Below are 21,013 nucleotides of genomic sequence, written 5' to 3' on the forward strand. Positions count from 1 at the left end.
AAGTCGATGACAACGTGGTGTTTGTCGAAGAGCGGAGCCAAATTCGCCCTGCAACGGCTGAGGAAAAGCAAGGATTAGCTTACAACGCTATTGCCGCCCAAGCGGACATCGAGCTTGCTTAATGGTTAACCATAGCAAAATGGCGCTAATTTAGCCTGCCATTTTCAATCAAAACAATGGAAAATTACTATGAATGAAATCTGTAAAATTGACGATATCATCCCCGAGACAGGCGTGTGTGCGCTGGTAAACGGTGAGCAAGTGGCTATCTTTCGGACCCATCATGACGAAGTATATGCCATGCATAACTTTGACCCATTTAGCAAGGCTAATGTCATTTCCAGGGGACTACTCGGTAGCTGTGAAATTGATGGACAAAAGGTACGATATGTCGCGTCACCTATGTATAAACAACGTTTTGACTTGGCAACAGGTAAGTGTCTTGATGATGAGCGAGTTTCGTTAAGATCGTATCCAGTTAAGGTCAATCATGGCGTGGTGTTTATTTAACTAAATGCCGACAATATATAAAGGGGTATAGAAATCATGCCCCTTTATCTTTACCCCAATCAAACTACACCACTAATTGTTGATAATATTGCCGACTGGCATTTAACTCATTATATAGTGATACGACTTCGCCCATGATCATCACTGCAGGGGAAGGCAGTTTGGCAATATTTTGTAGCGTTTGAATGGTATCAAGTGTCCCGATTAATACCTGTTCATTCTCTCGGCTGACATTGGAAATAATGGCAAATGGAGTATCGGCTGATTTACCTGCTTGCAACAAGCCTTGTGTCAGCGATGGCAAGGTATTTAACCCCATATAAAAAATCACCGTTTGATTATCGGCAAGCAGCTCTGCATATTGCTCATTTGGCGTGTCGGCCTTCAAGAATCCTGTCACAAATTTGACGGATTGCGCATAGTCGCGATGGGTGAGCGGAATATTGATGCTATTGGCGACTGCTAGCGCGGTGGTAATGCCAGCAATCGATTCACACGCCACCCCTGCACCAATCACGGTTTGCATTTCTTCACCGCCACGCCCAAAGATAAACGGGTCACCCGACTTTAAGCGTACAATAGTTTTGCCTTGTTGCGCTAGGGTAACCAATAAGCCATTGATGTCTTGCTGGGACATGCTGTGCTTGTGGCATTTTTTACCCACATAGATTTTTTCTGCCGTTGTGTTAAGTGCCAAAATCTCATCACTCACCAGATTGTCATAACAAATCACATCCGCTTGCAAGATGGTTTTATAAGCTTTGATGGTCAAGAGTTCAGGGTCGCCTGTACCTGCACCAACCAGATACACTTTGCCCTGATTTTGTACAGGTTTTGCATGTTTGGTGGTTATAGGAAGGTCAAAACGATTTTCTTTCACGGTGTCATGGGGAAAAAATTCAACACTCACAGGGCTACTGATTGAAGGCATAGCAGTTTTCCAACATAATCAAACAAGGTAATTTAAAAATGCAATTACCATGCCTAAATTTTAACTCATACCCTTAATCCTACCCTTAACTGATGAAATTATTTTATATCCTGTTAATGTGAATAATTTCCCAAAATTTGACCTATTTATCCTATGTCATTGAGTGAGTTCAACGCCAAATCAAATTCATTTTTGGTATTAAAATTTGCTAAAGTTATCCATTCATTCGGCAATGCAGCGGTTTGTATTTTTTTATCCGCCAAAAACTTCATCACTGCGCGCTGACCCTTATCCAAATAATCGTTTAATTTTATTAATAAATCCGTACGATACAAACCCAACAATGGATAATCCTTTTCAGCCTTTAAATAAATCACCGCCTCATTATCGGTTACTGCATAACGCAACTTATCAAAAACTTGATGGGCATGAACCAAACTATCACAGCTTATCACCAGTAAATAATGGTAAGGAGACATGACTTGATTCATGGCACTTGCCATGGCTGATAAAGCCCCTCCCCCTTTGCCATTTTGTTGATTAGGGAGATAATCATCAATGATTTTGACGGTTATATCATGGCATAAGCGCTTACCATTATCCGCCATCATCACAGGGACATTTAAGCATTTGGCATGACGAATATGAAAATCAAGCAAAGTCTCGCCATTTGGCAAGCTTAATAGCGCCTTGGGTGAACCAATCCGAGATGATTCACCCCCGCCAAAATCACCACTCCTGCCAATTTAATGGTCATGTTTTGGATTTTCACGCATCAGATGGGGCACAAAGTTACATGGACGGGTACGGTTGTCGAGCTGTTCTTTGATGATGCCTTTCCAGCCTGTGCGACAGGCACCCGAGGAGCCAGGTAAACAAAAAATCACCGTATTATTCGCCATGCCTGCTAGGGCGCGAGATTGCAAAGTTGACATGCCGATTTCATCACGAGATAACGCGCGGAACATCTCACCAAACCCTTGTACTTCTTTATCAAACAGCGGGCTTAGGGCTTCAGGGATTTGGTCACGGATATAAAAACCTGTCCCGCCCGTGGTAATGATAGCGTGAATCGCAGGGTCGGCAATCCATTGACTCACGATCGCACGGATTTGATAAATATCATCGGTGCGTATGGCTCGCTCCGCCAGAGTATGCCCTGATTCGACAAGGCTATCGGCTAGGTATTGACCAGAGGTATCTTCTTCTAAACTTCGGGTGTCTGATACAGTTAAGATTGCGATATTAAGCGCAATAAAAGGTTTTTCAGGCTTGCTCATTGGGGTTTCCTCATTATTTGATGGGCATACAATTTTATGGGCATATCAAATATTGCCATAGATTAGGCGTTTGTTATAGCGTTTTTCTTTGTAACGCATGTCTAGGCTGTCACTCTGTCAATTAACGCCCAGTGGTTGACTGCGTAGACAGGCATCAGCTTTGCGACGCTTGCACCCGTGCATTTATGTTAATCAACAAAAACAATATTACTCATCTTTAACTACCACGGGCGGACCCAGCAATAAATGCTCATCGATAAACTCATTCGCTGAATTATGCTCAGCAGACTCTGCCGTGATATACCATTGTTGATTACGGTACAAGGTCAATCTATCACGTGTCAGCCCTCGCCATAAACAATACATCATCACAAACACCACGATGGCAAACGGAAAGCCTGCAATAATCGCGACCGCTTGCAACGCAGATAACCCCCCTGCCACCAATAACACCGCAGCAATCACTCCTTGGCTCAATGCCCAAAATAACCGCTGGATTTTTGGCGGATTGGTATCGCCGCCTGCGGTGAGCATATCAATCACAAGGCTTGCCGAATCTGACGAAGTGACAAACCACAACATAATCATCACCACAATCACCAGCGTCACAGGCTTGGTTAAAGGATAATATTCAATCAGTTTAAAAATCGCACTACCATAATCGGCTTTGACTGCTTCTATCAGCCCATAATTGCCCATCAATTCCATATGTACCGCGCTGCCGCCAAAAGTGGTAAACCAAAAGAACAACAACAGCATCGGGATAAATAACACCCCAAAAATAAACTCTCTGATAGTACGACCCCGAGAAATGCGCGCCACAAAAATTCCCACAAATGGCGACCAACTCACCCACCATGCCCAATAAAAAATCGTCCAATTTGCCTGCCAATCCGTATTGCTATACGCCTCACTCCAAAATCCTAGTGGAATAAGTTGACTGACATAATTGCCGATATTTTCAATAAAACTATCGATGATAAACTGGGTCGGACCAAACAATAACATAAAACCAAGCAGCAACACAGTCAGTACAATATTGATATCGCTTAAGCGTTTAATCCCTTTATCCAGTCCCATCATCACTGATAACGTTGCCATCGCGGTAATAATTGCAATCAAACAAAGCTGTACCGGAATATTATTGGGAATACCAAACACATTGCTAAAGCCTGTGTTGATTTGCATCGCACCCAGCCCCAAGGATGTCACCACCCCAAACATCGTGCCAAACACCGCAAGGGTATCGACCACATGCCCCCATTTGCCATAGATTTTTTGACCAATCAATGGGTACAGTACCGAGCGAATCGACAACGGCAAGCCACGGCGATAATGAAAATACGCCAATGACAATGCCACGACACAATACAACGCCCACGCATGAATCCCCCAATGCAAAAACGAAATACTCATCGCTTGTTTAGCCGCTTCTACGGTTTCGGCTTGCCCCATCGGAGGCGACATAAAATGATATAACGGCTCTGCCGTCCCCCAATACAACAGACCAATCCCAATCCCCGCACTAAACAGCATCCCAAACCATGACAGTAAGCTATACTCAGGATGCTCTGTCTGATGGCCAAGCCGAATATCGCCATAACGACTCAAGGCAATATATAGGCTAAACACCACCGCGACATTCATTAAAATGATAAAAAGCCAACGAAAACGGTGGGTAATAAAAGACTGCAGTTGGTTAAAAACCTCACCTGCCAACTCACCAAATAACGAACCAAAAATAATAAATCCGACAATCAGCAATGCGGATGCAATAAAAACAGGGCGATTAACCCGAGGAAAAGGGCCGAATTTTTCGACTTTCACAGAACTCATAAAGATATCTTTTCATTAGATTAACTGGAAAGCAACCTTAACAAATTATTTACAATAATTCAAATTACAGCAAGATTTAACAGGGCTTATATATTACAAAAACAAAACTAAGTTTCTGATTATGAAGAATATATATCTTAACATACTGTAACATTTCAGTAGAGCCGAGAAAATAGGATTAATTAATTTTATTTAATAACCCAATATCATTACGCAGGGGTTGATTCAACATACATCATCGGTTTATCTACTTTAATTTGGTTAACTGACGCCTCGTCTGGATTGCTACTCCATTGGATAATCAGGATGATTTCAATGATGGGCTTAAATGACGGACTTAAAGGTAAAACGCGTTAAGGCGTTAGTGGATTTTTTGGTCATAACAAATAGCATAGATAATAACATAGATAGATGGTAAGCCCCCGACCATGTTACCTATCTCACCGAAAACCAAAGCGAGATAACACCCATTTTTTACCTATTTTTTACATAGACACTTTGTACATAAACACTCAATTTTTAGCTACGCCATTTCTAGTTACACCATCATCGACTCACAACATCAGACTTTATAAGTTGTCAATAAAATGCTCGTTTCGGTATTATAAATGCCTGAAATTTTGCGAATTTGTTCTAATACTTTATCAAAATTTTGTAACGTATCTGCCGTGAGCTCTACTAATAAATCCCATTTACCATTGGTTGTGTGCAGCTCATGAACCGCGGGATTAAGACGCAGCTGTTGAATCACCAAACTTGCCTTATTACCTTCCACCTGAATACTCATCCACGCTCGAATCAAATTTTTTTCGGCAGTCGGCTTCATTCGAATGGTATAGCCTGTGATGATACCTTTTTTCTCCATGTATTCAATACGCTTCTGCACCGTAGTACGAGACAGCTTTAGTACGTCAGCAATCGCGCTAATCGACAAGCGGGCGTTGTCTCGTAATAAACCCAGAATCTTTTCGTCATTATCATTCATTTTGACTTTTCCTATTAGCAATTTGCTCATTATGAATTAATTATAGTCACTTTGTAACTTTTTTATTGGCAATTTGATTGTCTATACTAATTAACAAGCTTTGAATATTTTTATATTCAGCAATTTGCCAATGAATACTTAGTGTTTAACACCTTTTATACATAGTTATTTCTACCATTTTTTTGATAAGGAAATCGTATGACCACGCAATCGAACCCACCAACCCGCCAAGATTTTGATCAATACATGGTCCCTGTTTTCGCCCCTGCTTCGTTTATTTTGGTTAAAGGCGACGGGGCAAAACTGTGGGCACAAGATGGCAAAGACTATATTGACTTTGCTGGCGGTATTGCCGTGAACGCTCTAGGTCATGCTCACCCTGTGGCGGTGAAAGCCTTGATAGAACAAGGTCAAAAATTGTGGCATATCGGCAACGGTTATACCAATGAGCCTGTATTAAAACTGGCGAAACAGTTGGTTGATCATACTTTTGCCGACAAAGTATTTTTTGCCAATTCAGGGGCAGAAGCCAACGAAGCGGCACTCAAACTGGCGCGTAAAATCGGGCTTGCCAAGGGTAAAAGCAACATCGTGGCGTTTGACAATTCATTCCACGGTCGTACGCTGTTTACTGTGGCAGCAGGTGGTCAACCAAAATATTCAAAAGACTTTGCCCCACTACCTGGCGGTATTATTCACGTGCCGTTCAATGATTTAGCGGCGGCAAAAGCAGTGATTGATGAGCAAACGTGTGCAGTGATTGTTGAGCCAATTCAAGGTGAAGGCGGTGTGTTGCCTGCGGATGCTGAGTTTTTACAAGGCTTACGTCAATTGTGTGATGACAAAGGGGCGCTGCTGATTTTTGATGAAGTCCAAACTGGCGTGGGGCGTACAGGGGCGCTGTATGCTTATATGAATACAGGGGTTGTGCCCGATATCTTGACCACCGCCAAAGCGCTGGGTGGCGGTTTCCCGATTGGGGCGATGCTTACGACGGATGAATTTGCCAGTCAATTTGCGGTTGGCGACCATGGCACGACCTATGGCGGCAATCCACTTGCCAGCGCGGTTGCAGGCGCGGTGTTTGAGTTTATCAATACGCCTGAGGTGTTATCAGGGGTCAAGACTCGCTCACAGCGCATCATTGATAGACTACACGCCATCAACCAAACCTATCCTATTTTTGAGACCGTGCGAGGTCAAGGGTTGTTACTGGGGGCGGTACTAAAACCTGCCTATGCAGGCAAAGCCAAAGACATCGTTACCCTTGCTAGTGAAGAAGGCGTGTTGGTCTTGGTAGCGGGTTTAAATGTCGTTCGCTTTGCCCCCTCGCTGATTATTAGCGATGACGAAATTGACGAGGGCTTAAACCGTTTAGCGCGTGCGATTGCTCGCTTTGTCGCCAATCAACCCAATGCCAATCAAGCCAATTAAGTCGATAGGTGACCGCTATGTTTATCGTTCGACACGCAAGCGTCAATGACTTGGATGATATTTTTGTGTTGGCAGAAAAATCGGGTATTGGTATGACGACCCTGCCTGCCAACAAAGAAGTGTTATTAAGCCGTCTTAAACGCATCGAAAAAACCCTCAAAGGCGACGCCAAAAAGTGTGAGCAAGGCTATTTGTTTGTGCTTGAAGACACCGACAGCCAAAAAGTCGTGGGACTTAGCGGGATTGAGGTGGCGATTGGGTTGGGTGATTCGTTTTATACCTACCACGTCGGCAAACAGGTGCACTCTTCACAAAGTCTTGACACCCATAACATCATGAAAACTTTGATTTTGGGCAATGATTTGACGGGCAGTAGCGAGCTTTGTACCTTGTTTTTGGACGAAGACTACCGCCAAAACCACAACGGCAAATTATTGTCAAAAATCCGCTTTTTGTTTATCGCTGCCTTTTCGCAGTATTTTGAAGAAAAATTGATTGCTGAAATGCGCGGCTATTCAGATGAAAACGGGCGTTCACCGTTTTGGGATGCGGTGGGTAGTCATTTTTTTGATATCGATTTTGCCGAAGCTGATTATCTTACAGGCATTGGCAAAAAAGCCTTTATCGCTGAGCTGATGCCCCGCTTCCCCATTTATGTGGACTTGCTGACCGCTGAAGCCCAAGCCGTCATTGGCAAAACCCACCCAAAAACTTTGCCTGCTAGTAAAGTCCTAGAAAGCGAAGGATTAAAGTATCAAAATTATGTCGATATTTTTGATGCAGGTCCGACCTTAGAAGCCGAAATTTGCAATCTTCGAGCGGTGCATGACAGTCAGCTTGTGACCGTCACTATTAGCGATTCAACCGCTGATAACCCGTCTGATACTCAGCCATATTTGTGTGGCAATGATAATTATTTGGACTACCGAGCGTGCTTGCTTGAATTACCGAGCGAGCTTAACGGCGCCCTATCGTTGACCACAGAACAAGCCAAACAGCTTCATCTCACAGACGGTCAGAATGTGCGAGTGTTACCGCTCAATCCTACGCGTTAATGGGTTTATAAAAGTCGATTAACATTAGGTTAATTAACATCAGCCTAACAGCACCGCGTGACCGATAAAGCATTTTACCCAACTATTTATAGTTTTATAAAAGCTATGTTTTTGTAAAAAATGGCAATCAATCATTTAAGGAAGATAAGATGACAACCGTTGACAACAAACGCCCAAACAGCCTGCAGGCGACGCTACTTATTAATGGTGAATGGGTCACAGCTCACGGTGACGTGTGGCAAACAACCAACCCGGTGAGCCAAGCGGTGATTTGGCAAGGCAACGCAGCGACGGCGGAGGATGTTGAAGCGGCGTGTCAAGCGGCGCGTCAAGCGTTCCTCAGTTGGGCAAAAAAGCCGATTAGCGAGCGAATTGCGATTATCGAACGCTTTGCCAAATTGCTAGAAGACAACAAGACTGCCCTTGCCGAAATCATCAGCCAAGAGACCAGCAAACCCCGATGGGAAACCCTCACCGAAGTACAATCGATGATAGGTAAAGTGGCGATTTCGATTCGTGCTTATCACGAGCGCACGGGCGCGAGCGAAACCAAAATGGCAGATGGCGTGGCATCCTTACGCCATCGCCCGCACGGGGTACTGGCGGTGTTTGGTCCTTATAATTTTCCAGGACATTTGCCCAATGGTCATATCGTCCCTGCCTTGATTGCAGGCAACACGATTGTGTTTAAGCCCAGTGAGTTGACCCCATGGACTGCCGAAGCAACCGTCAAGCTTTGGCAACAAGCAGGTCTGCCCAATGGCGTTATCAATCTGGTGCAAGGCGGACGTGACACAGGCGTGGCATTGGCACAATCCAAGCACATCGATGGTTTGCTGTTTACAGGCAGTGCCAACACAGGCTATCAATTACATCAGCAGTTGGCAGGTCGTCCTGACAAAATCCTTGCCCTTGAAATGGGTGGCAATAACGCCTTGATTATTGATGACTTGGATGACAGTGAGCCAGACAGCCTAGATGCGGCAGTGAATTTAACCATTCAATCGGCGTTTGTCTCGGCAGGACAGCGTTGCACCTGTGCCCGTCGTTTACTGGTCAAAAATGGCAAAGCGGGAGATGCGTTTATTGAACGCTTGGTTGATGCCAGTAAAAAACTGGTAATTGGCGAATGGGACGCTAAGCCCCAGCCATTTATGGGCGGCGTGATTTCGCTAAAAGCTGCCAACGATATGCTAGCTGCCCAACAAAAACTCATTGAGTTGGGGGCAAAACCGCGGTTAATCATGCGGTCTGTTAAAGACAACAGCAGTCTATTATCACCTGCGATTTTGGATGTGACCGATGTCAAAGACATCCCTGATGAAGAATACTTTGGACCCTTGTTGTGCATTTATCGCTACAACGATTTTGATGCGGCGTTGCGTCTTGCCAATGACACGCGGTTTGGGTTGTCGGTAGGTTTGGTATCGCCAAAGCGTGACTTGTTTGAGCGTTTATTGATGGAAGCCCGCGCGGGGATTGTCAATTGGAACAAGCCTTTGACAGGGGCATCGAGTGCCGCACCGTTTGGCGGGGTTGGCGCATCGGGTAACCATCGTGCCAGCGCGTTTTATGCGGCTGATTACTGTGCGTGGCCGATGGCGTCGCTTGAGAGTGAACAATTGACTTTGCCTGAGAAATTATCGCCAGGGGTTGTGTTGTAAGTTATCAAAATATTATCGAAGCGAATTTTTTTAAATTAATCACTGAAGTTACGCACCGCTAATAGCCTTAAGCTGGGCAAAAGCCGACTGATTAGCAGAAATTAGTAACTTTGTACGCAAAGCGAAATGATTTAACTTGGTTTTGATTTTCAAACACTCAAGCTTAAACACCGCATACATAGCTAAAAACATATGATTAAACCGAGCCCTTTGGCTATGAGCAGGCGACTTACCCAAATTGGCATTTTGCTTTAACGACTTATGATACACTTCAACCTGCCATCGTTTTTGATAGCCGTTGATAAATTTATCCTTGTCGCATTGCAAATCTGAGCATACCAGATATAACACCCCTATACTATCGTCCTTGTTTGTAAAGACTCGGCGTAATAACAAGACTTCATCATGATAGTCATTTAAAAAGCCGTGAACAGGGGTATTATCGGGTAGATTAGATTCATCAATACGTACAAAGTTACCTTTTTCTCTATCATCAGGGGTTAAAGTCACTAAGCGATTTGACTTTAACGCAAAGATGAAATGCTTGTTAGCTTTACGAATATGTTTGAATGTCGCTTTGGCTGAAAACCAAGAATCGGCTAATACATAGTCGAATTTGACTTGGTTTTTGATTGCGCTATCAAACATATCAAGCAGTCGCTGATTTTTGGTTTTATCACTTTTACGTTTAACCTTGCCTTTGTCATCGGTAAAGACATTGGGTTTGGTGATGATGTCAAAGCTTAAGGGTATGTCGATATCTTTGCGATGATACAGACAGTTAAGCAGGTTAATGCCTTTAACATTTTTGTTTTGGGTGTGGTCGTAGTGCCAGCAGTTGATGTCGTCGACGCTTGTGTGTGGTTTGGGCTGTATGGTGTCATCAAAGATGAGATAGCCGATGGCATTGGGTGTGGCATTTTCATGCTGTCTTAGCATGGGTTTAATCAGTTGCCATTGTTCTTTGGCGGTGAGTGTTTCACTGTTTAGAAAGCGGGTGATGCTGTCATGGTAGATGCTCCCTTGTAGTAGATTGGCAAGTCCTGTGGCGGTGGTTTGCCCAAAACTTGCGATGAGGTAGTCGCTGTAGAGTTCTATCATGTCTTTGTTCATTTATTTACTCTCGCTGACTGCTTTTTTTGTTATGATAGCGCTTTTTTAAAGGGCTGCGTAACTTCAGTTAATCATAGGGATATAGGGATGTCAAAAACAGGATATGAGGTCAATTTTGATGGCTTAGTGGGGCCGACACACCATTACGCAGGGTTGTCGTTTGGCAATGAAGCTTCAACCAGCAACCGTAACCATGTCGCGAACCCAAAACTTGCCGCCAAACAAGGCTTAATCAAGATGAAAGCCTTAGCAGATATGGGGCTAAAACAAGGCGTGATTGCCCCGCAAGCTCGTCCTCACTTGCCAAGTCTACGCCAACTGGGCTTTAGAGGCGATGACGCCAATGTGATTCGTCAAGCGATGACAGTCTCGCCTAGTTTGCTGTCTAACTTGACCTCAGCGTCTTCGATGTGGGTCGCCAATGCAGCAACGGTTTCACCGTCAGCCGACAGTTACGATGGGCGGGTGCATTTTACCGCCGCCAATCTCAATAACAAATTTCATCGCTCCATTGAACATGACACTACAAGCAAAGTGCTCGCAGCGATGTTTAACAACCCCAATCACTTTGTCCATCATCCTGCCCTGCCGCTTGTGGCAATGTTTGGCGATGAAGGCGCCGCCAATCACAATCGCTTGGGGGCAAACTATGCTGACCCTGCGGTACAAGTCTTCGTATATGGTCAGCAGTTTTTAGGCGGTGACATTGCACCCAAACGCTATCCTGCCCGTCAGTCGCTCGAAGCCAGTCAAGCCATCGCCCGCTTGCATGGGCTAGATGCACAGCGAGTCGCTTTTATCCAGCAAAACCCCGATGCCATCGACCAAGGCGTGTTTCACAATGATGTGATTGCAGTGAGCAATCAGCAAGTATTATTTTGCCATGAAGCCGCTTTTGTCAATCAAGCCCAAGCGCTAGATGAGATTCGCCGTAAGATGGCAGGCATTGAGCAAGAATTGATTGCCATTGAAGTGCCTATCAATCGAGTAACAATAAGCGATGCCGTGGCAACTTATCTGTTTAACAGTCAGCTTTTGACCCGCCCTGATGGTGGCATGACTATTGTCGTGCCTGAAGAATCTCGTCAGCACCCAGCGGTATGGGCGTATTTAAACGACATGATTGCTATGGGTACGCCGATTGATGATATCAAAGTGTTTGATTTACGAGAAAGTATGCGAAACGGTGGTGGTCCTGCGTGCTTGCGGCTGCGGGTCGCCCTCAACGACACCGAGCTACAGGCGGTCAATCCACACGTGTTGATGAATGATCGATTGTTTGAGCGTCTAAATCAATGGGTGGATAGCCATTACCGTGATTCGTTAAGCCAAGCGGATATCGGCGACCCTGCGTTAGTACAAGAGAGTTATGAGGCGTTGGATGAATTGACCCAGATTTTGCAGTTAGGCTCGGTGTATCATTTTCAGCAATAAAATTGACCAAGGTTTTATCAAAGGATAGCTTGTTATGCCAAGTTTTTTGCAAGACGTGTTAAGCCGAACACGCCCCACCACCAAAGCCGGGAAAATCCACAATATCACTTGGCAATGGCTGGGTGAAGGTGTGGTGAGTATTACCCCTGCTACTTATGACAAATCGGTGGTGATTTCGGCAGGGATTCATGGCAACGAAACTGCCCCAATTGAGATGTTAGAGCAGATTTATCAAGATATATTTGCAGGTGAGTTGACGGTCAATAGCCGATTGCTGTTGATTTTGGGCAATCCTGAAGCCATTCGCCAAAACAAGCGTTTTATCGGGTTTGACATGAACCGCTTGTTTTATCAGTCGTATCAACCAAACAAAACCTCGCTCACCTCTCAAGAAGCCCTGCGGGCAAAATTACTTGAGCAATGGGTTGGCCAGTTTTTTGCTACGGTGGATAAGCGCCTTCCTCGTTATCATTATGACTTGCACACCGCGATTCGCTCATCGCTGTTGCCCACATTTGCGTTATTTCCCTATCCAGCAACCGCGGTGGATGATTTTTTGCTCAGCAGCCTAGCGGCAGCAGAACTTGATGCCTTGGTGTATCACAATACCAAAGGTGGTACGTTCACCCAGTTTAGTTGCTCAGCGCACCAAGCGTTTAGTGCCACGCTAGAGCTGGGTAAAGCCAAGCCGTTTGGGCAAAATGATTTGCGGCAGTTTGCTTCTATCGACCGTGTGCTCCGAGCGATCATCAGCGGTCAGACATTACCCACTCGACAAACAGCTGCGATACGGGTGTTTGATGTCAGCGATTCTATCATCAAGCAAAGCGATGAATTTGTACTATATGTCGAGCCGACTGCCCCTAATTTTACCGCCTTTGAAGCAGGCACACCGCTTGCCACTGATGGCGGTCAGACCTACGTAATGCACGATGGCACGGCTTATATTTTGTTTCCCAATCCCAATGTTGCAAAAGGACTGCGCGCGGGTTTGGTATTAAAAGAGCGAATGGCTGTTTAGCTACTCACTTTTACTAGGAAAAACTATTTACCCATTTCAACTCATGTATTCATTTGTCAAAGCCAGTTTTTAAGGTAGGACTCAGGGATATTGTTTTTACAGGATAACTTATGGAACGGACGCCAAGTTTAACCCACCGCTTATTGCGCCAAAAACCCATCGACCAATTGGTGGAGGAAACCCGCCAAGAAGGCAAACATCTTAAACGCTCGATTTCGTTGTTTCAGCTTACCATGTTTGGGGTGGGAGCAACGATTGGCACGGGTATTTTCTTTGTATTAAGTCAACAGGTTCCTGTAGCAGGCCCTGCCGTGTTGATTTCTTTTATCATTGCGGGGATTACCGCAGGTTTGACCGCACTGTGTTATGCTGAACTTAGCTCGATGATTCCTGCCTCTGGCTCGTCGTATTCCTATGCCTATGCTACGCTTGGTGAGGGGGTGGCGTTTTTGGTGGCAGCCTGTTTGATTTTGGAATACGGCGTATCAGCGGCGGCGGTGGCGATTGGCTGGAGTGAGTATTTAAATAACTTGATTGTCAATGTGTTTGGTGTGCATTTGCCGAGTTGGATGCTGTCTGCACCCCTACAGGCGGACGGTATCGCCTGTATTTTGGCGGTGATGGGGGTATCAATTTGCCTGCGTCGGTTTTGGTGTTTTTGTGCTGTGTACTGTTGATGCGTGGGGTGGCGGAGTCTGCCAAGGTCAATGCCATCATGGTAGTGGTCAAGCTTGCGGTGTTGGTGCTATTTATCGCCATTGCAAGCAGTGCCTTTAATGCAGGCAATCTCACACCGTTTGCCCCACATGGCATGGCAGGGATTGGGGCGGCAGCAGGGTCTATCTTTTTTACCTTTATCGGGCTAGATGCGGTGTCTACCGCTGGCGAAGAGGTCGAAAATCCGCGCCGTAACCTGCCATTGGCGATTATTGCCGCTTTGTTTGTGGTGATTACTTTCTATATTTTGGTGGCGTTGACTGCCCTAGGCGCTCAGGCTCAAGGCTTGTTTGAAGGACAAGAAGCGGGCTTGGCGGTGATTTTGCAAAACATTACAGGCTCAAAATGGCCCGCCATCGTGCTGGCAGCAGGGGCCGTGGTGTCGGTGTTTTCGATTACGTTGGTAGTGCTGTACGGTCAAACTCGGATTTTGTTTGCCATGTCTCGAGATGGACTTGCGCCCAAGATTTTTCACCGTGTCAATCAACGCACTCTGACGCCCAATGCCAACACCTTGATTGTGGCGATCATTGTATCATTGATTGCCGGTTTTATCCCTGCTGACGTACTGTGGGATTTGACCAGTATGGGCACACTGATTGCCTTTACCGTGGTGTCGATTGGGGTGATTTTGCTACGCTATCGCATGCCCAATGCCCTTCGTGGCTTTAAAGTACCGCTGTTTCCTGTACTACCGATATTAAGCATTTTGGCGTGTTTGTATTTGATTTCAAGCTTAGCTATCATTGTGTATGTGATTGCAGGGATGTGGGTAGTCATAGCGGGCTGTTACTACTTTTTTGTGGCCTCAAAAAATTCAGCATTAGAAAAACACTCAGGGAGTCGAGTATGAAACTGTTAGTCGGTTATTTGGATAACGCAGTTGGCAAAGATGCGTTAAAACTTGGCATAGTATTGGCAGAAATGCTAAAAAGCGAGCTCGTGATATGTCAAATTTTGCCCAAACCTGCCAAAGCCAAAAAATCCTCCAAAGTCGATGAAGAATATCACCAGTTTTTGCATGAAGAAGCCAAAAAGTCATTGGACAAAGTCAAACTTGAAGTACCTAGCCACATTGATGCACAGTATGTGATTCGTTGCGCTGAATCCCCCGCTCAAGGTTTGCTGCAGACCGCCAAGGATATGTACGCCGATATCATTGTCATCGGCAGTGACAAAATGGCACTCAATGGCGAATTTATCTTAGGTAAAGTGACGCAATATTTGCTCAATCATGCGACGATACCTTTAGCACTTGCCCCAAAAGGATTTCATAAAAATCATGGATTTAGTGAGAAAATCACCCGTTTAAGCTGTGCAGTATCTGGCTCAAAAAAATCTTACGAACTGGCAGAAACTGCCGCAGAATGGGCGGCAATGTTTGATGTGAAGCTGCGGTTTGTCACTTTTGGGGTACGAGACACGGATATTACGCCTACGGCAGCAGGGTTTGATGCAGAGAATATTATCATCAACGAGTGGCGTGACCAGCTTCAAGCAGGTTTTGACCACGCTACCGAACATTGGGAAAGCGAGGTGCCAATTAGCCTAGAGATTGGCGGTGGTGATAATTGGAAAAAATCTATTCGCTCGGTGACGTGGTCACCCAATGAAATACTGCTGATTGGCTTTAACAAACCTGAAAAACTCAAACATTTATTCACCAGTCACGATTTTGACAAAATCGTGCGCTATGCTTTTGTGCCTAGATTGGTTTTACCTCGACTCGATAAATAACTGAAATAAACAAGAAGAAATCACCATGAATACTAAAAAAAATGTCACTACCGCAACCCTTGCCGCGCTCGACATGGACGACATCAAGCAATTTACCCACAAGTATGTGAGTGACAGTCCAGTACTCGACAAATTTGTGGATAATTATTACCAAAACAGTCAGCAACACTTTGGGCAAGGAGCGGACAAGCCCTTGACTAGCGAAACCTTGGCAGGGATTGCATTAAACCATTTTAGCCTATTACAACGCCATCGCTTGGGAACCCCGCAAGTGGCAGTGTTTACCCCCGATTATGAAAGCCAACACTTTCACTCAGCGCACAGCGTTATTCAGATTGTGGCATCTGATCGTCCGTTTTTGGTCGATACCTTGCTGATGAGCTTAGAGTCGATGAATATCACCGTACATCGTTTGCATCACACCATCATGGCAGTCAGCCGTGACGACACGCAGCAAGTGATAGATGTCAGCGTCAGTCAAAGTAGCGACACCAAGTTTATCTCATTGATTTATTGTGAAATTTCTCAGCAGTCAGCCGACAGACTTGCTGAGATCCAGACGGCGATTTTGGATAAAATCAAAGTGCTTGATAAGGTGGTCAATGATTGGCAAGCCATGCGACAAAAACTGATTGATGTCAAACAACAACTGGCAACTAGCCAGCTACCTGCCCAACAACAAGCCGAAATTCCCGAAATTCAAGCGTTTTTGGATTGGATTTTAGACAATAATTTTATCTTTTTGGGGTATCGAGAATACCATTATCGAGATGAAGCCGATGGCATCGAAATTTATCAACAAACCCAAACAGGGCTTGGGCTACTTGGCGATGACCATGATAATAAAACCTCTGATATGCAAGCCGCTAGCACCCAAAACCTAGATCATGAAAAACCGTCTGAGAGTTTTAACCAATTGCCAAAAACGTTGCGAGCGTTGGTGAATGAACCGCAAGTATTGTTATTGTCAAAATCTCGTCATTTATCGCCTGTGCATCGCCCTGCGTACATGGATTTTTTGGGGATTCAGCAATTTGATGACAACCGCAAAGTGATTGGTGAACACCGTTTTGTTGGCTTGCTTACCGCCAACGCCTATCAATTAAGCGTCACCCAAATCCCCATGCTTCGTCAAAAAGTCGCCAGTGTGCTTGCAATGGCTCATTTGCCGACCAATGGGCACGCTTATCACAAGTTTCAGCATATTTTGAACACTTTGCCGCGCGATGACCTGTTTCAAGCCAGTAGCGAAGCCCTGTATCCGATGGTGATGGGTATCGCCAATTTACACAACAAACACCGTCTGCGGTTGTTTGCCCGTATTGACCATTATCAGCGCTTCGTGTCGTGCCTTATTTTTGTGCCACGGGATAAATTTAACACCCAACTGCGTAGGGCAATTCAACAAATTTTGCTTGATGCCTTTGGCGGTGAGTCGTCACAGTTTAAGGTCGATTTTGATGAGTTGCATCATGTACGTCTGCACGTACACGTTCGCACCCAGCCAGAAAATCTCAATCACATCGACATAGATACCCTACTACCGAACCTTGAGGAGCAACTCAACAAGTCCATGCAAGGATGGGAAGATGAAGCAAGACAAGTGTTTGCCGATGAACTGGGCGAGGCTCAAGGCACGCAGCTGGCGGATAACTATCTAAGAAGTATTCCTTTGGCGTATCAAGAAGATTACACGCCCCGTGTCGCTTTACAAGACCTCAAACGACTCGATAGCATCGCTACCCAGCAAGCCCTACCGATGCGCTGGTATCTGTATCAAAAGACCAACGAGCCTGCCCAAAACCTGCACCTCAAAGTGTATGGCAAATCGCAACCTGCCACCTTGTCACACATTTTGCCAATTTTGGAAAACTTTGGCCTAAATGTCATCAGTTCTCAAAGTTATGAATTAGAAAATTTGGACTTGTGGATGCAGGCGTATGTCTTGCAACTGAAACACAGCGCCGATGCCGCCAATATTGATATGGGAGTAGTGGCAAAACAGGTTGAAGAAGGGCTTGGCTTGATTTGGCAAGGCGCTATCGAAAATGACAGCCTAAACCAACTGATTTTGACGACCCCACTCGATGCTTATGAAGTGGTGATTCTGCGAGCCTTGAGCCATTATATGTTACAGGCAAAAGCCCCATTTTCATTGCCTTATATCAAGCAAACCTTGATTAAATACCCACAATTGTGTGTCAGCTTTGTACAACTGTTTCATGCCAAAATGCGTCCGCAAGACGCGGTATTAGCAAGTGAAGTGATGTCTGACCCTACTTTAACCGTGGAAAATATTGAAGCAACCATTCAAGACACGCTTAAATCCGTGCAGACGCTCGATGAAGACCGTATTTTGCGTTGGATACTTGATTTACTGCATGCTTTACTTCGTACCAACTATTATCAGCGTGACGAACAAGGCGAGCGTAAAGACCGCTTGTCGTTTAAATTCTCTGCCAAAGACATTCCAAATTTACCAAAACCCAAGCCGATGTTTGAGATTTTTGTGTATTCGCCAAAAGTTGAAGCCGTGCACTTGCGAGGTGGTAAAGTAGCTCGGGGTGGACTGCGTTGGTCAGATCGCATGGAAGATTTCCGCACCGAAGTGTTGGGGTTGGTCAAAGCCCAAATGGTAAAAAATGCCGTGATTGTGCCGGTGGGTTCAAAGGGTGCTTTTATCGTCAAAACCAAGTGGATGAAAGACGGACGAGAAACCTATATGGCAGAAGGTGTGCGTTGTTATCAGACATTTATTCGAGGGCTGCTTGATATCACCGATAACTTGGTTGATGGTCATGTCGTACCGCCTGCCAATACCCTGCGTCATGATGGTGACGACCCATATTTGGTCGTTGCGGCTGATAAAGGTACAGCGACGTTCTCCGATATTGCCAATGCTTTATCGGCTGAATACGGCTTTTGGCTAGGGGATGCCTTTGCATCGGGTGGTTCAGTCGGTTACGACCATAAGGCGATGGGTATCACAGCAAGAGGGGCGTGGGAATCGGTAAAACGTCACTTCCGAATAATGGGCAAAGACATCCAAAACCCAAACAATCCTAGTCATCAATTCACCGTGGTCGGTATTGGCGATATGGGTGGCGATGTGTTTGGCAATGGGATGTTGCTATCGCCCAATATCAAGTTGTTGGCAGCCTTTAACCACTTGCATATTTTTATCGACCCAACCCCTGACGTGGCGGCAGCCTTAAGCGAGCGTGAACGTCTGTTTAATTTGCCCCGCTCAACATGGGACGATTACAACAAAGCCTTGATTAGCCAAGGCGGTGGTGTGTTCTCTCGTCAAGACAAAGCAATCGCCATTAGTTCTGCTATGAAACAAGCATTTACCATCGAAGCCCACAGCCTTACTCCTGATGAATTAATTCATGCCTTACTAAAATCACCTGTTGATTTGATTTGGAATGGTGGTATCGGCACGTATGTCAAAAGCACCCAAGAAAGCCACGCCGATGTTGGCGACCGTGCCAACGATGCGGTGCGGATTGATGGGCATGAACTGCAAGCCAAAGTGATTGGTGAAGGCGGTAATTTGGGCATGACCCAACGTGGGCGCATTGAGTTTGCTCAAGCAGGCGGACGACTCTACACCGATGCCATCGACAACTCGGCAGGGGTTAACTGCTCTGACCACGAAGTAAACATTAAAATCTTACTCGATGGTATCGTGGCACAAGGCGACATGACCGTCAAACAACGCAACGAACTGCTTGCCAGTATGACCGATGATGTCGCAAAGCTGGTGTTGCGTCAAAACTATCTTCAGCCGCAAGCCATCGAACTATCCGCCATGCAGGCAACCGCCAATCTTAGCTTACAACAAAAATTCATGCAGTATCTTGAAAGCGAAGAGCGCTTAGATAGAGCGATTGAATTTTTGCCAAGCGATGAGGAAATCGCTCGCCGTCAAAAAGCGGGACAAGGCTTAACCAATCCTGAGCTGTCAGTGTTGTTGGCGTATGGCAAAATGTGGGTGTATGACCATCTGTTAGAATCCGATGTCCCTGATGATGGTTACTTTATTCAAGAAATGCGAAAATATTTCCCCACGGTGTTGTCTGAGCGATACTTTGAGCAAATGCAGCAAAATCCATTACACCGAGAGATTATCAGCACTTATTTGACTAACAGCTTGGTCAATCGCTTAGGTATCGAAGATATCTATCGCATGGTCGATGAGTTAGGTGTATCGATTTCTAGTGTGGTCAAATCCTATAGCGTGATGCGAGATGTGTTTGATATTTCGCAGTATTGGCAGTTGTTTGAAGCCCTAGACAATCAAATCGACTCACAGCACCAGCTAACCCTTGAGTTATGCTTACGTCAGGACTTGACCCAAAGTATGTACTGGCTGATTCAGCAGTTTGGGGAAGACTTTGATGTGACTGCGGTATCGACCCAGTTGTCCGATGGCATGGCAAGCTTGACCCGTCAAACCTTTGACAATCAGCCTCGTACCAGTTACTTTAGGGATTATCTCGATAAACTCACCGCCCAATACAGCGATATCTCGTTATTGCAGTCGCATTCTGCAACCTTGCCTGTCTCACCACAGGTGCTGGATGCGGTATGGTTTGCCAAGAAAAATAGCCAAGATGTCGAGCAAGTCACGAAAGTTTACTTTAAGGCATATGAGCTACTGCATATAGATTGGCTATTGATGCAAGTTGAATCCTTACCACAGACTAGCTACTGGGAACGCCGCGCCGCTCATGCCCTGCGTGAAGATATCATGACCACGTTTCGCCGTTATGTCAGTCAGTTTTTAGCACAGCCTGACCCACTTTCAGCGATTGAGGCGTTTGCTAGCCAACGTGGCGATACCTTGGCAGAATTGGTACAAGCCAAAGAAGGCGATTTACCCATTACCTTCGCCATTTTGTCAGTGTTGGTCAGTCAGTTAAAAGAAGGCATTATTGACTAAACTTGTAATCTCTCAACACTAAAGAGGCATAAAACAAGAGCCTTAAAAAACTGGCATACTGAGAATTAGCTGTATATACATTCTTCGGTTTTATCAGTTTTTTTAGGCTTTTTTGCTAGTGCTCAAATGTATCAACCTAGTTCTATGTTAATTCTATGAGAATTTAGTCTCGACATTGGGCATACGTGAGTGTGCGTTATCTTAAAATTGCTAAGTTCAAGTAAGATAACATTGCATCCTGACATGCTACGACTTGCAAGGTCGCAAGCCGTAAGCCAAAATTTTTGGTCACAAGCGCTCGCTCACGTTAGTTTTACTTAAATATTAAAAATAGGTATCTTTTCAACT

At 45.2% G+C, this 21,013-nt stretch carries 16 protein-coding genes; 10 read left to right on the top strand and 6 right to left on the bottom strand.

Translation table 11 applies throughout. The annotated features are described in order from the left end of the window. The first annotated feature begins 189 nt into the window (after window positions 1–189). Window positions 190–510: a nitrite reductase small subunit NirD gene (nirD, locus tag RTS10_RS10645; protein WP_224053449.1), complete on the top strand. Its 321-nt coding sequence runs from the start codon at window positions 190–192 to the stop codon at window positions 508–510. Window positions 511–574: 64 nt separating this feature from the next. Here the strand turns inward: nirD and cobA are convergent, their stop codons facing one another. From cobA to RTS10_RS10670, 5 genes are all read right to left on the bottom strand, one after another. Further along, window positions 575–1,441: a uroporphyrinogen-III C-methyltransferase gene (cobA, locus tag RTS10_RS10650; protein WP_312540280.1), complete on the bottom strand. Its 867-nt coding sequence runs from the start codon at window positions 1,439–1,441 to the stop codon at window positions 575–577. Between the two features lie 146 nt (window positions 1,442–1,587). Continuing rightward, the gene (gene mobA, locus RTS10_RS10655) at window positions 1,588–2,118 is read right to left on the bottom strand and encodes a molybdenum cofactor guanylyltransferase (RefSeq protein WP_312540281.1); all 531 of its coding nucleotides are present in this window, start codon (window positions 2,116–2,118) and stop codon (window positions 1,588–1,590) included. 69 nt (window positions 2,119–2,187) lie between these two features. Further along, complete coding sequence (moaB, locus tag RTS10_RS10660) at window positions 2,188–2,721, bottom strand: molybdenum cofactor biosynthesis protein B (RefSeq protein WP_312385952.1); 534 nt, start codon at window positions 2,719–2,721, stop codon at window positions 2,188–2,190. Between the two features lie 207 nt (window positions 2,722–2,928). Continuing rightward, window positions 2,929–4,557: a BCCT family transporter gene (locus tag RTS10_RS10665; protein ID WP_312385953.1), complete on the bottom strand. Its 1,629-nt coding sequence runs from the start codon at window positions 4,555–4,557 to the stop codon at window positions 2,929–2,931. 562 nt (window positions 4,558–5,119) lie between these two features. Then, window positions 5,120–5,542 carry an Lrp/AsnC family transcriptional regulator gene (locus tag RTS10_RS10670; protein WP_312540282.1) on the bottom strand — a complete coding sequence of 141 codons (423 nt, stop codon included), beginning with the start codon at window positions 5,540–5,542 and terminating at the stop codon, window positions 5,120–5,122. A gap of 198 nt (window positions 5,543–5,740) precedes the next feature. Between RTS10_RS10670 and RTS10_RS10675 the strand changes: the two genes are divergently transcribed. From RTS10_RS10675 to astD, 3 genes are all read left to right on the top strand, one after another. After that, on the top strand, window positions 5,741–6,976 hold the full coding sequence (locus tag RTS10_RS10675) for a bifunctional succinylornithine transaminase/acetylornithine transaminase (RefSeq protein WP_312385954.1): 1,236 nt from the start codon (window positions 5,741–5,743) through the stop codon (window positions 6,974–6,976). Window positions 6,977–6,993: 17 nt separating this feature from the next. Next, the gene (gene astA, locus RTS10_RS10680; protein WP_312540283.1) at window positions 6,994–8,031 is read left to right on the top strand and encodes an arginine N-succinyltransferase; all 1,038 of its coding nucleotides are present in this window, start codon (window positions 6,994–6,996) and stop codon (window positions 8,029–8,031) included. 149 nt (window positions 8,032–8,180) lie between these two features. Beyond that, window positions 8,181–9,695, top strand: coding sequence for a succinylglutamate-semialdehyde dehydrogenase (astD, locus tag RTS10_RS10685; RefSeq protein WP_409455605.1), 1,515 nt, complete (start codon window positions 8,181–8,183; stop codon window positions 9,693–9,695). A gap of 48 nt (window positions 9,696–9,743) precedes the next feature. Here astD and RTS10_RS10690 read toward each other — a convergent pair whose 3' ends face one another. After that, complete coding sequence (locus tag RTS10_RS10690; protein ID WP_472795300.1) at window positions 9,744–10,808, bottom strand: IS701 family transposase; 1,065 nt, start codon at window positions 10,806–10,808, stop codon at window positions 9,744–9,746. 87 nt (window positions 10,809–10,895) lie between these two features. On the opposite strand from RTS10_RS10690, the gene astB reads away from it, so the two are divergent. The 6 genes from astB (at window position 10,896) to RTS10_RS10720 (ending at window position 20,665) form a co-directional block, all read left to right on the top strand. Further along, window positions 10,896–12,242 (top strand): N-succinylarginine dihydrolase, encoded by a 1,347-nt coding sequence (astB, locus tag RTS10_RS10695; RefSeq protein ID WP_219330842.1) that lies wholly within the window; start codon window positions 10,896–10,898, stop codon window positions 12,240–12,242. A gap of 34 nt (window positions 12,243–12,276) precedes the next feature. Then, complete coding sequence (gene astE, locus RTS10_RS10700) at window positions 12,277–13,263, top strand: succinylglutamate desuccinylase (protein WP_219330841.1); 987 nt, start codon at window positions 12,277–12,279, stop codon at window positions 13,261–13,263. A 110-nt stretch (window positions 13,264–13,373) separates the two neighbouring features. Further along, window positions 13,374–13,940, top strand: a complete 567-nt coding sequence (locus RTS10_RS10705) for an APC family permease (protein WP_257619556.1) — start codon at window positions 13,374–13,376, stop codon at window positions 13,938–13,940. After that, window positions 13,898–14,833, top strand: a complete 936-nt coding sequence (locus RTS10_RS10710) for an amino acid permease (RefSeq protein ID WP_312540285.1) — start codon at window positions 13,898–13,900, stop codon at window positions 14,831–14,833. The genes RTS10_RS10705 and RTS10_RS10710 overlap by 43 nt, the downstream gene beginning before the upstream one ends. Continuing rightward, window positions 14,830–15,717: a universal stress protein gene (locus RTS10_RS10715; RefSeq protein ID WP_312540286.1), complete on the top strand. Its 888-nt coding sequence runs from the start codon at window positions 14,830–14,832 to the stop codon at window positions 15,715–15,717. Before RTS10_RS10710 ends, RTS10_RS10715 begins: the two co-directional genes overlap by 4 nt. Before the next feature lie 25 nt (window positions 15,718–15,742). Further along, complete coding sequence (locus RTS10_RS10720; RefSeq protein ID WP_312540287.1) at window positions 15,743–20,665, top strand: NAD-glutamate dehydrogenase; 4,923 nt, start codon at window positions 15,743–15,745, stop codon at window positions 20,663–20,665. Window positions 20,666–21,013: the final 348 nt, after the last annotated feature.

Origin of the sequence: Moraxella sp. CTOTU47616 (assembly GCF_032017465.1) — a bacterium.
Taxonomy (GTDB): domain Bacteria; phylum Pseudomonadota; class Gammaproteobacteria; order Pseudomonadales; family Moraxellaceae; genus Faucicola; species Faucicola tetraodonis.

Bases quoted from the DNA above. Each gene is read 5' to 3' on its own strand.
- nirD (WP_224053449.1), top strand. From the start codon at position 190: ATGAATGAAATCTGTAAAATTGACGATATCATCCCCGAGACAGGCGTG.
- cobA (WP_312540280.1), bottom strand. From the start codon at position 1,441: ATGCCTTCAATCAGTAGCCCTGTGAGTGTTGAATTTTTTCCCCATGAC.
- moaB (WP_312385952.1), bottom strand. From the start codon at position 2,721: ATGAGCAAGCCTGAAAAACCTTTTATTGCGCTTAATATCGCAATCTTA.
- RTS10_RS10665 (WP_312385953.1), bottom strand. From the start codon at position 4,557: ATGAGTTCTGTGAAAGTCGAAAAATTCGGCCCTTTTCCTCGGGTTAAT.
- RTS10_RS10670 (WP_312540282.1), bottom strand. From the start codon at position 5,542: ATGAATGATAATGACGAAAAGATTCTGGGTTTATTACGAGACAACGCC.
- RTS10_RS10675 (WP_312385954.1), top strand. From the start codon at position 5,741: ATGACCACGCAATCGAACCCACCAACCCGCCAAGATTTTGATCAATAC.
- astA (WP_312540283.1), top strand. From the start codon at position 6,994: ATGTTTATCGTTCGACACGCAAGCGTCAATGACTTGGATGATATTTTT.
- astD (WP_409455605.1), top strand. From the start codon at position 8,181: ATGACAACCGTTGACAACAAACGCCCAAACAGCCTGCAGGCGACGCTA.
- RTS10_RS10690 (WP_472795300.1), bottom strand. From the start codon at position 10,808: ATGAACAAAGACATGATAGAACTCTACAGCGACTACCTCATCGCAAGT.
- astB (WP_219330842.1), top strand. From the start codon at position 10,896: ATGTCAAAAACAGGATATGAGGTCAATTTTGATGGCTTAGTGGGGCCG.
- astE (WP_219330841.1), top strand. From the start codon at position 12,277: ATGCCAAGTTTTTTGCAAGACGTGTTAAGCCGAACACGCCCCACCACC.
- RTS10_RS10705 (WP_257619556.1), top strand. From the start codon at position 13,374: ATGGAACGGACGCCAAGTTTAACCCACCGCTTATTGCGCCAAAAACCC.
- RTS10_RS10715 (WP_312540286.1), top strand. From the start codon at position 14,830: ATGAAACTGTTAGTCGGTTATTTGGATAACGCAGTTGGCAAAGATGCG.
- RTS10_RS10720 (WP_312540287.1), top strand. From the start codon at position 15,743: ATGAATACTAAAAAAAATGTCACTACCGCAACCCTTGCCGCGCTCGAC.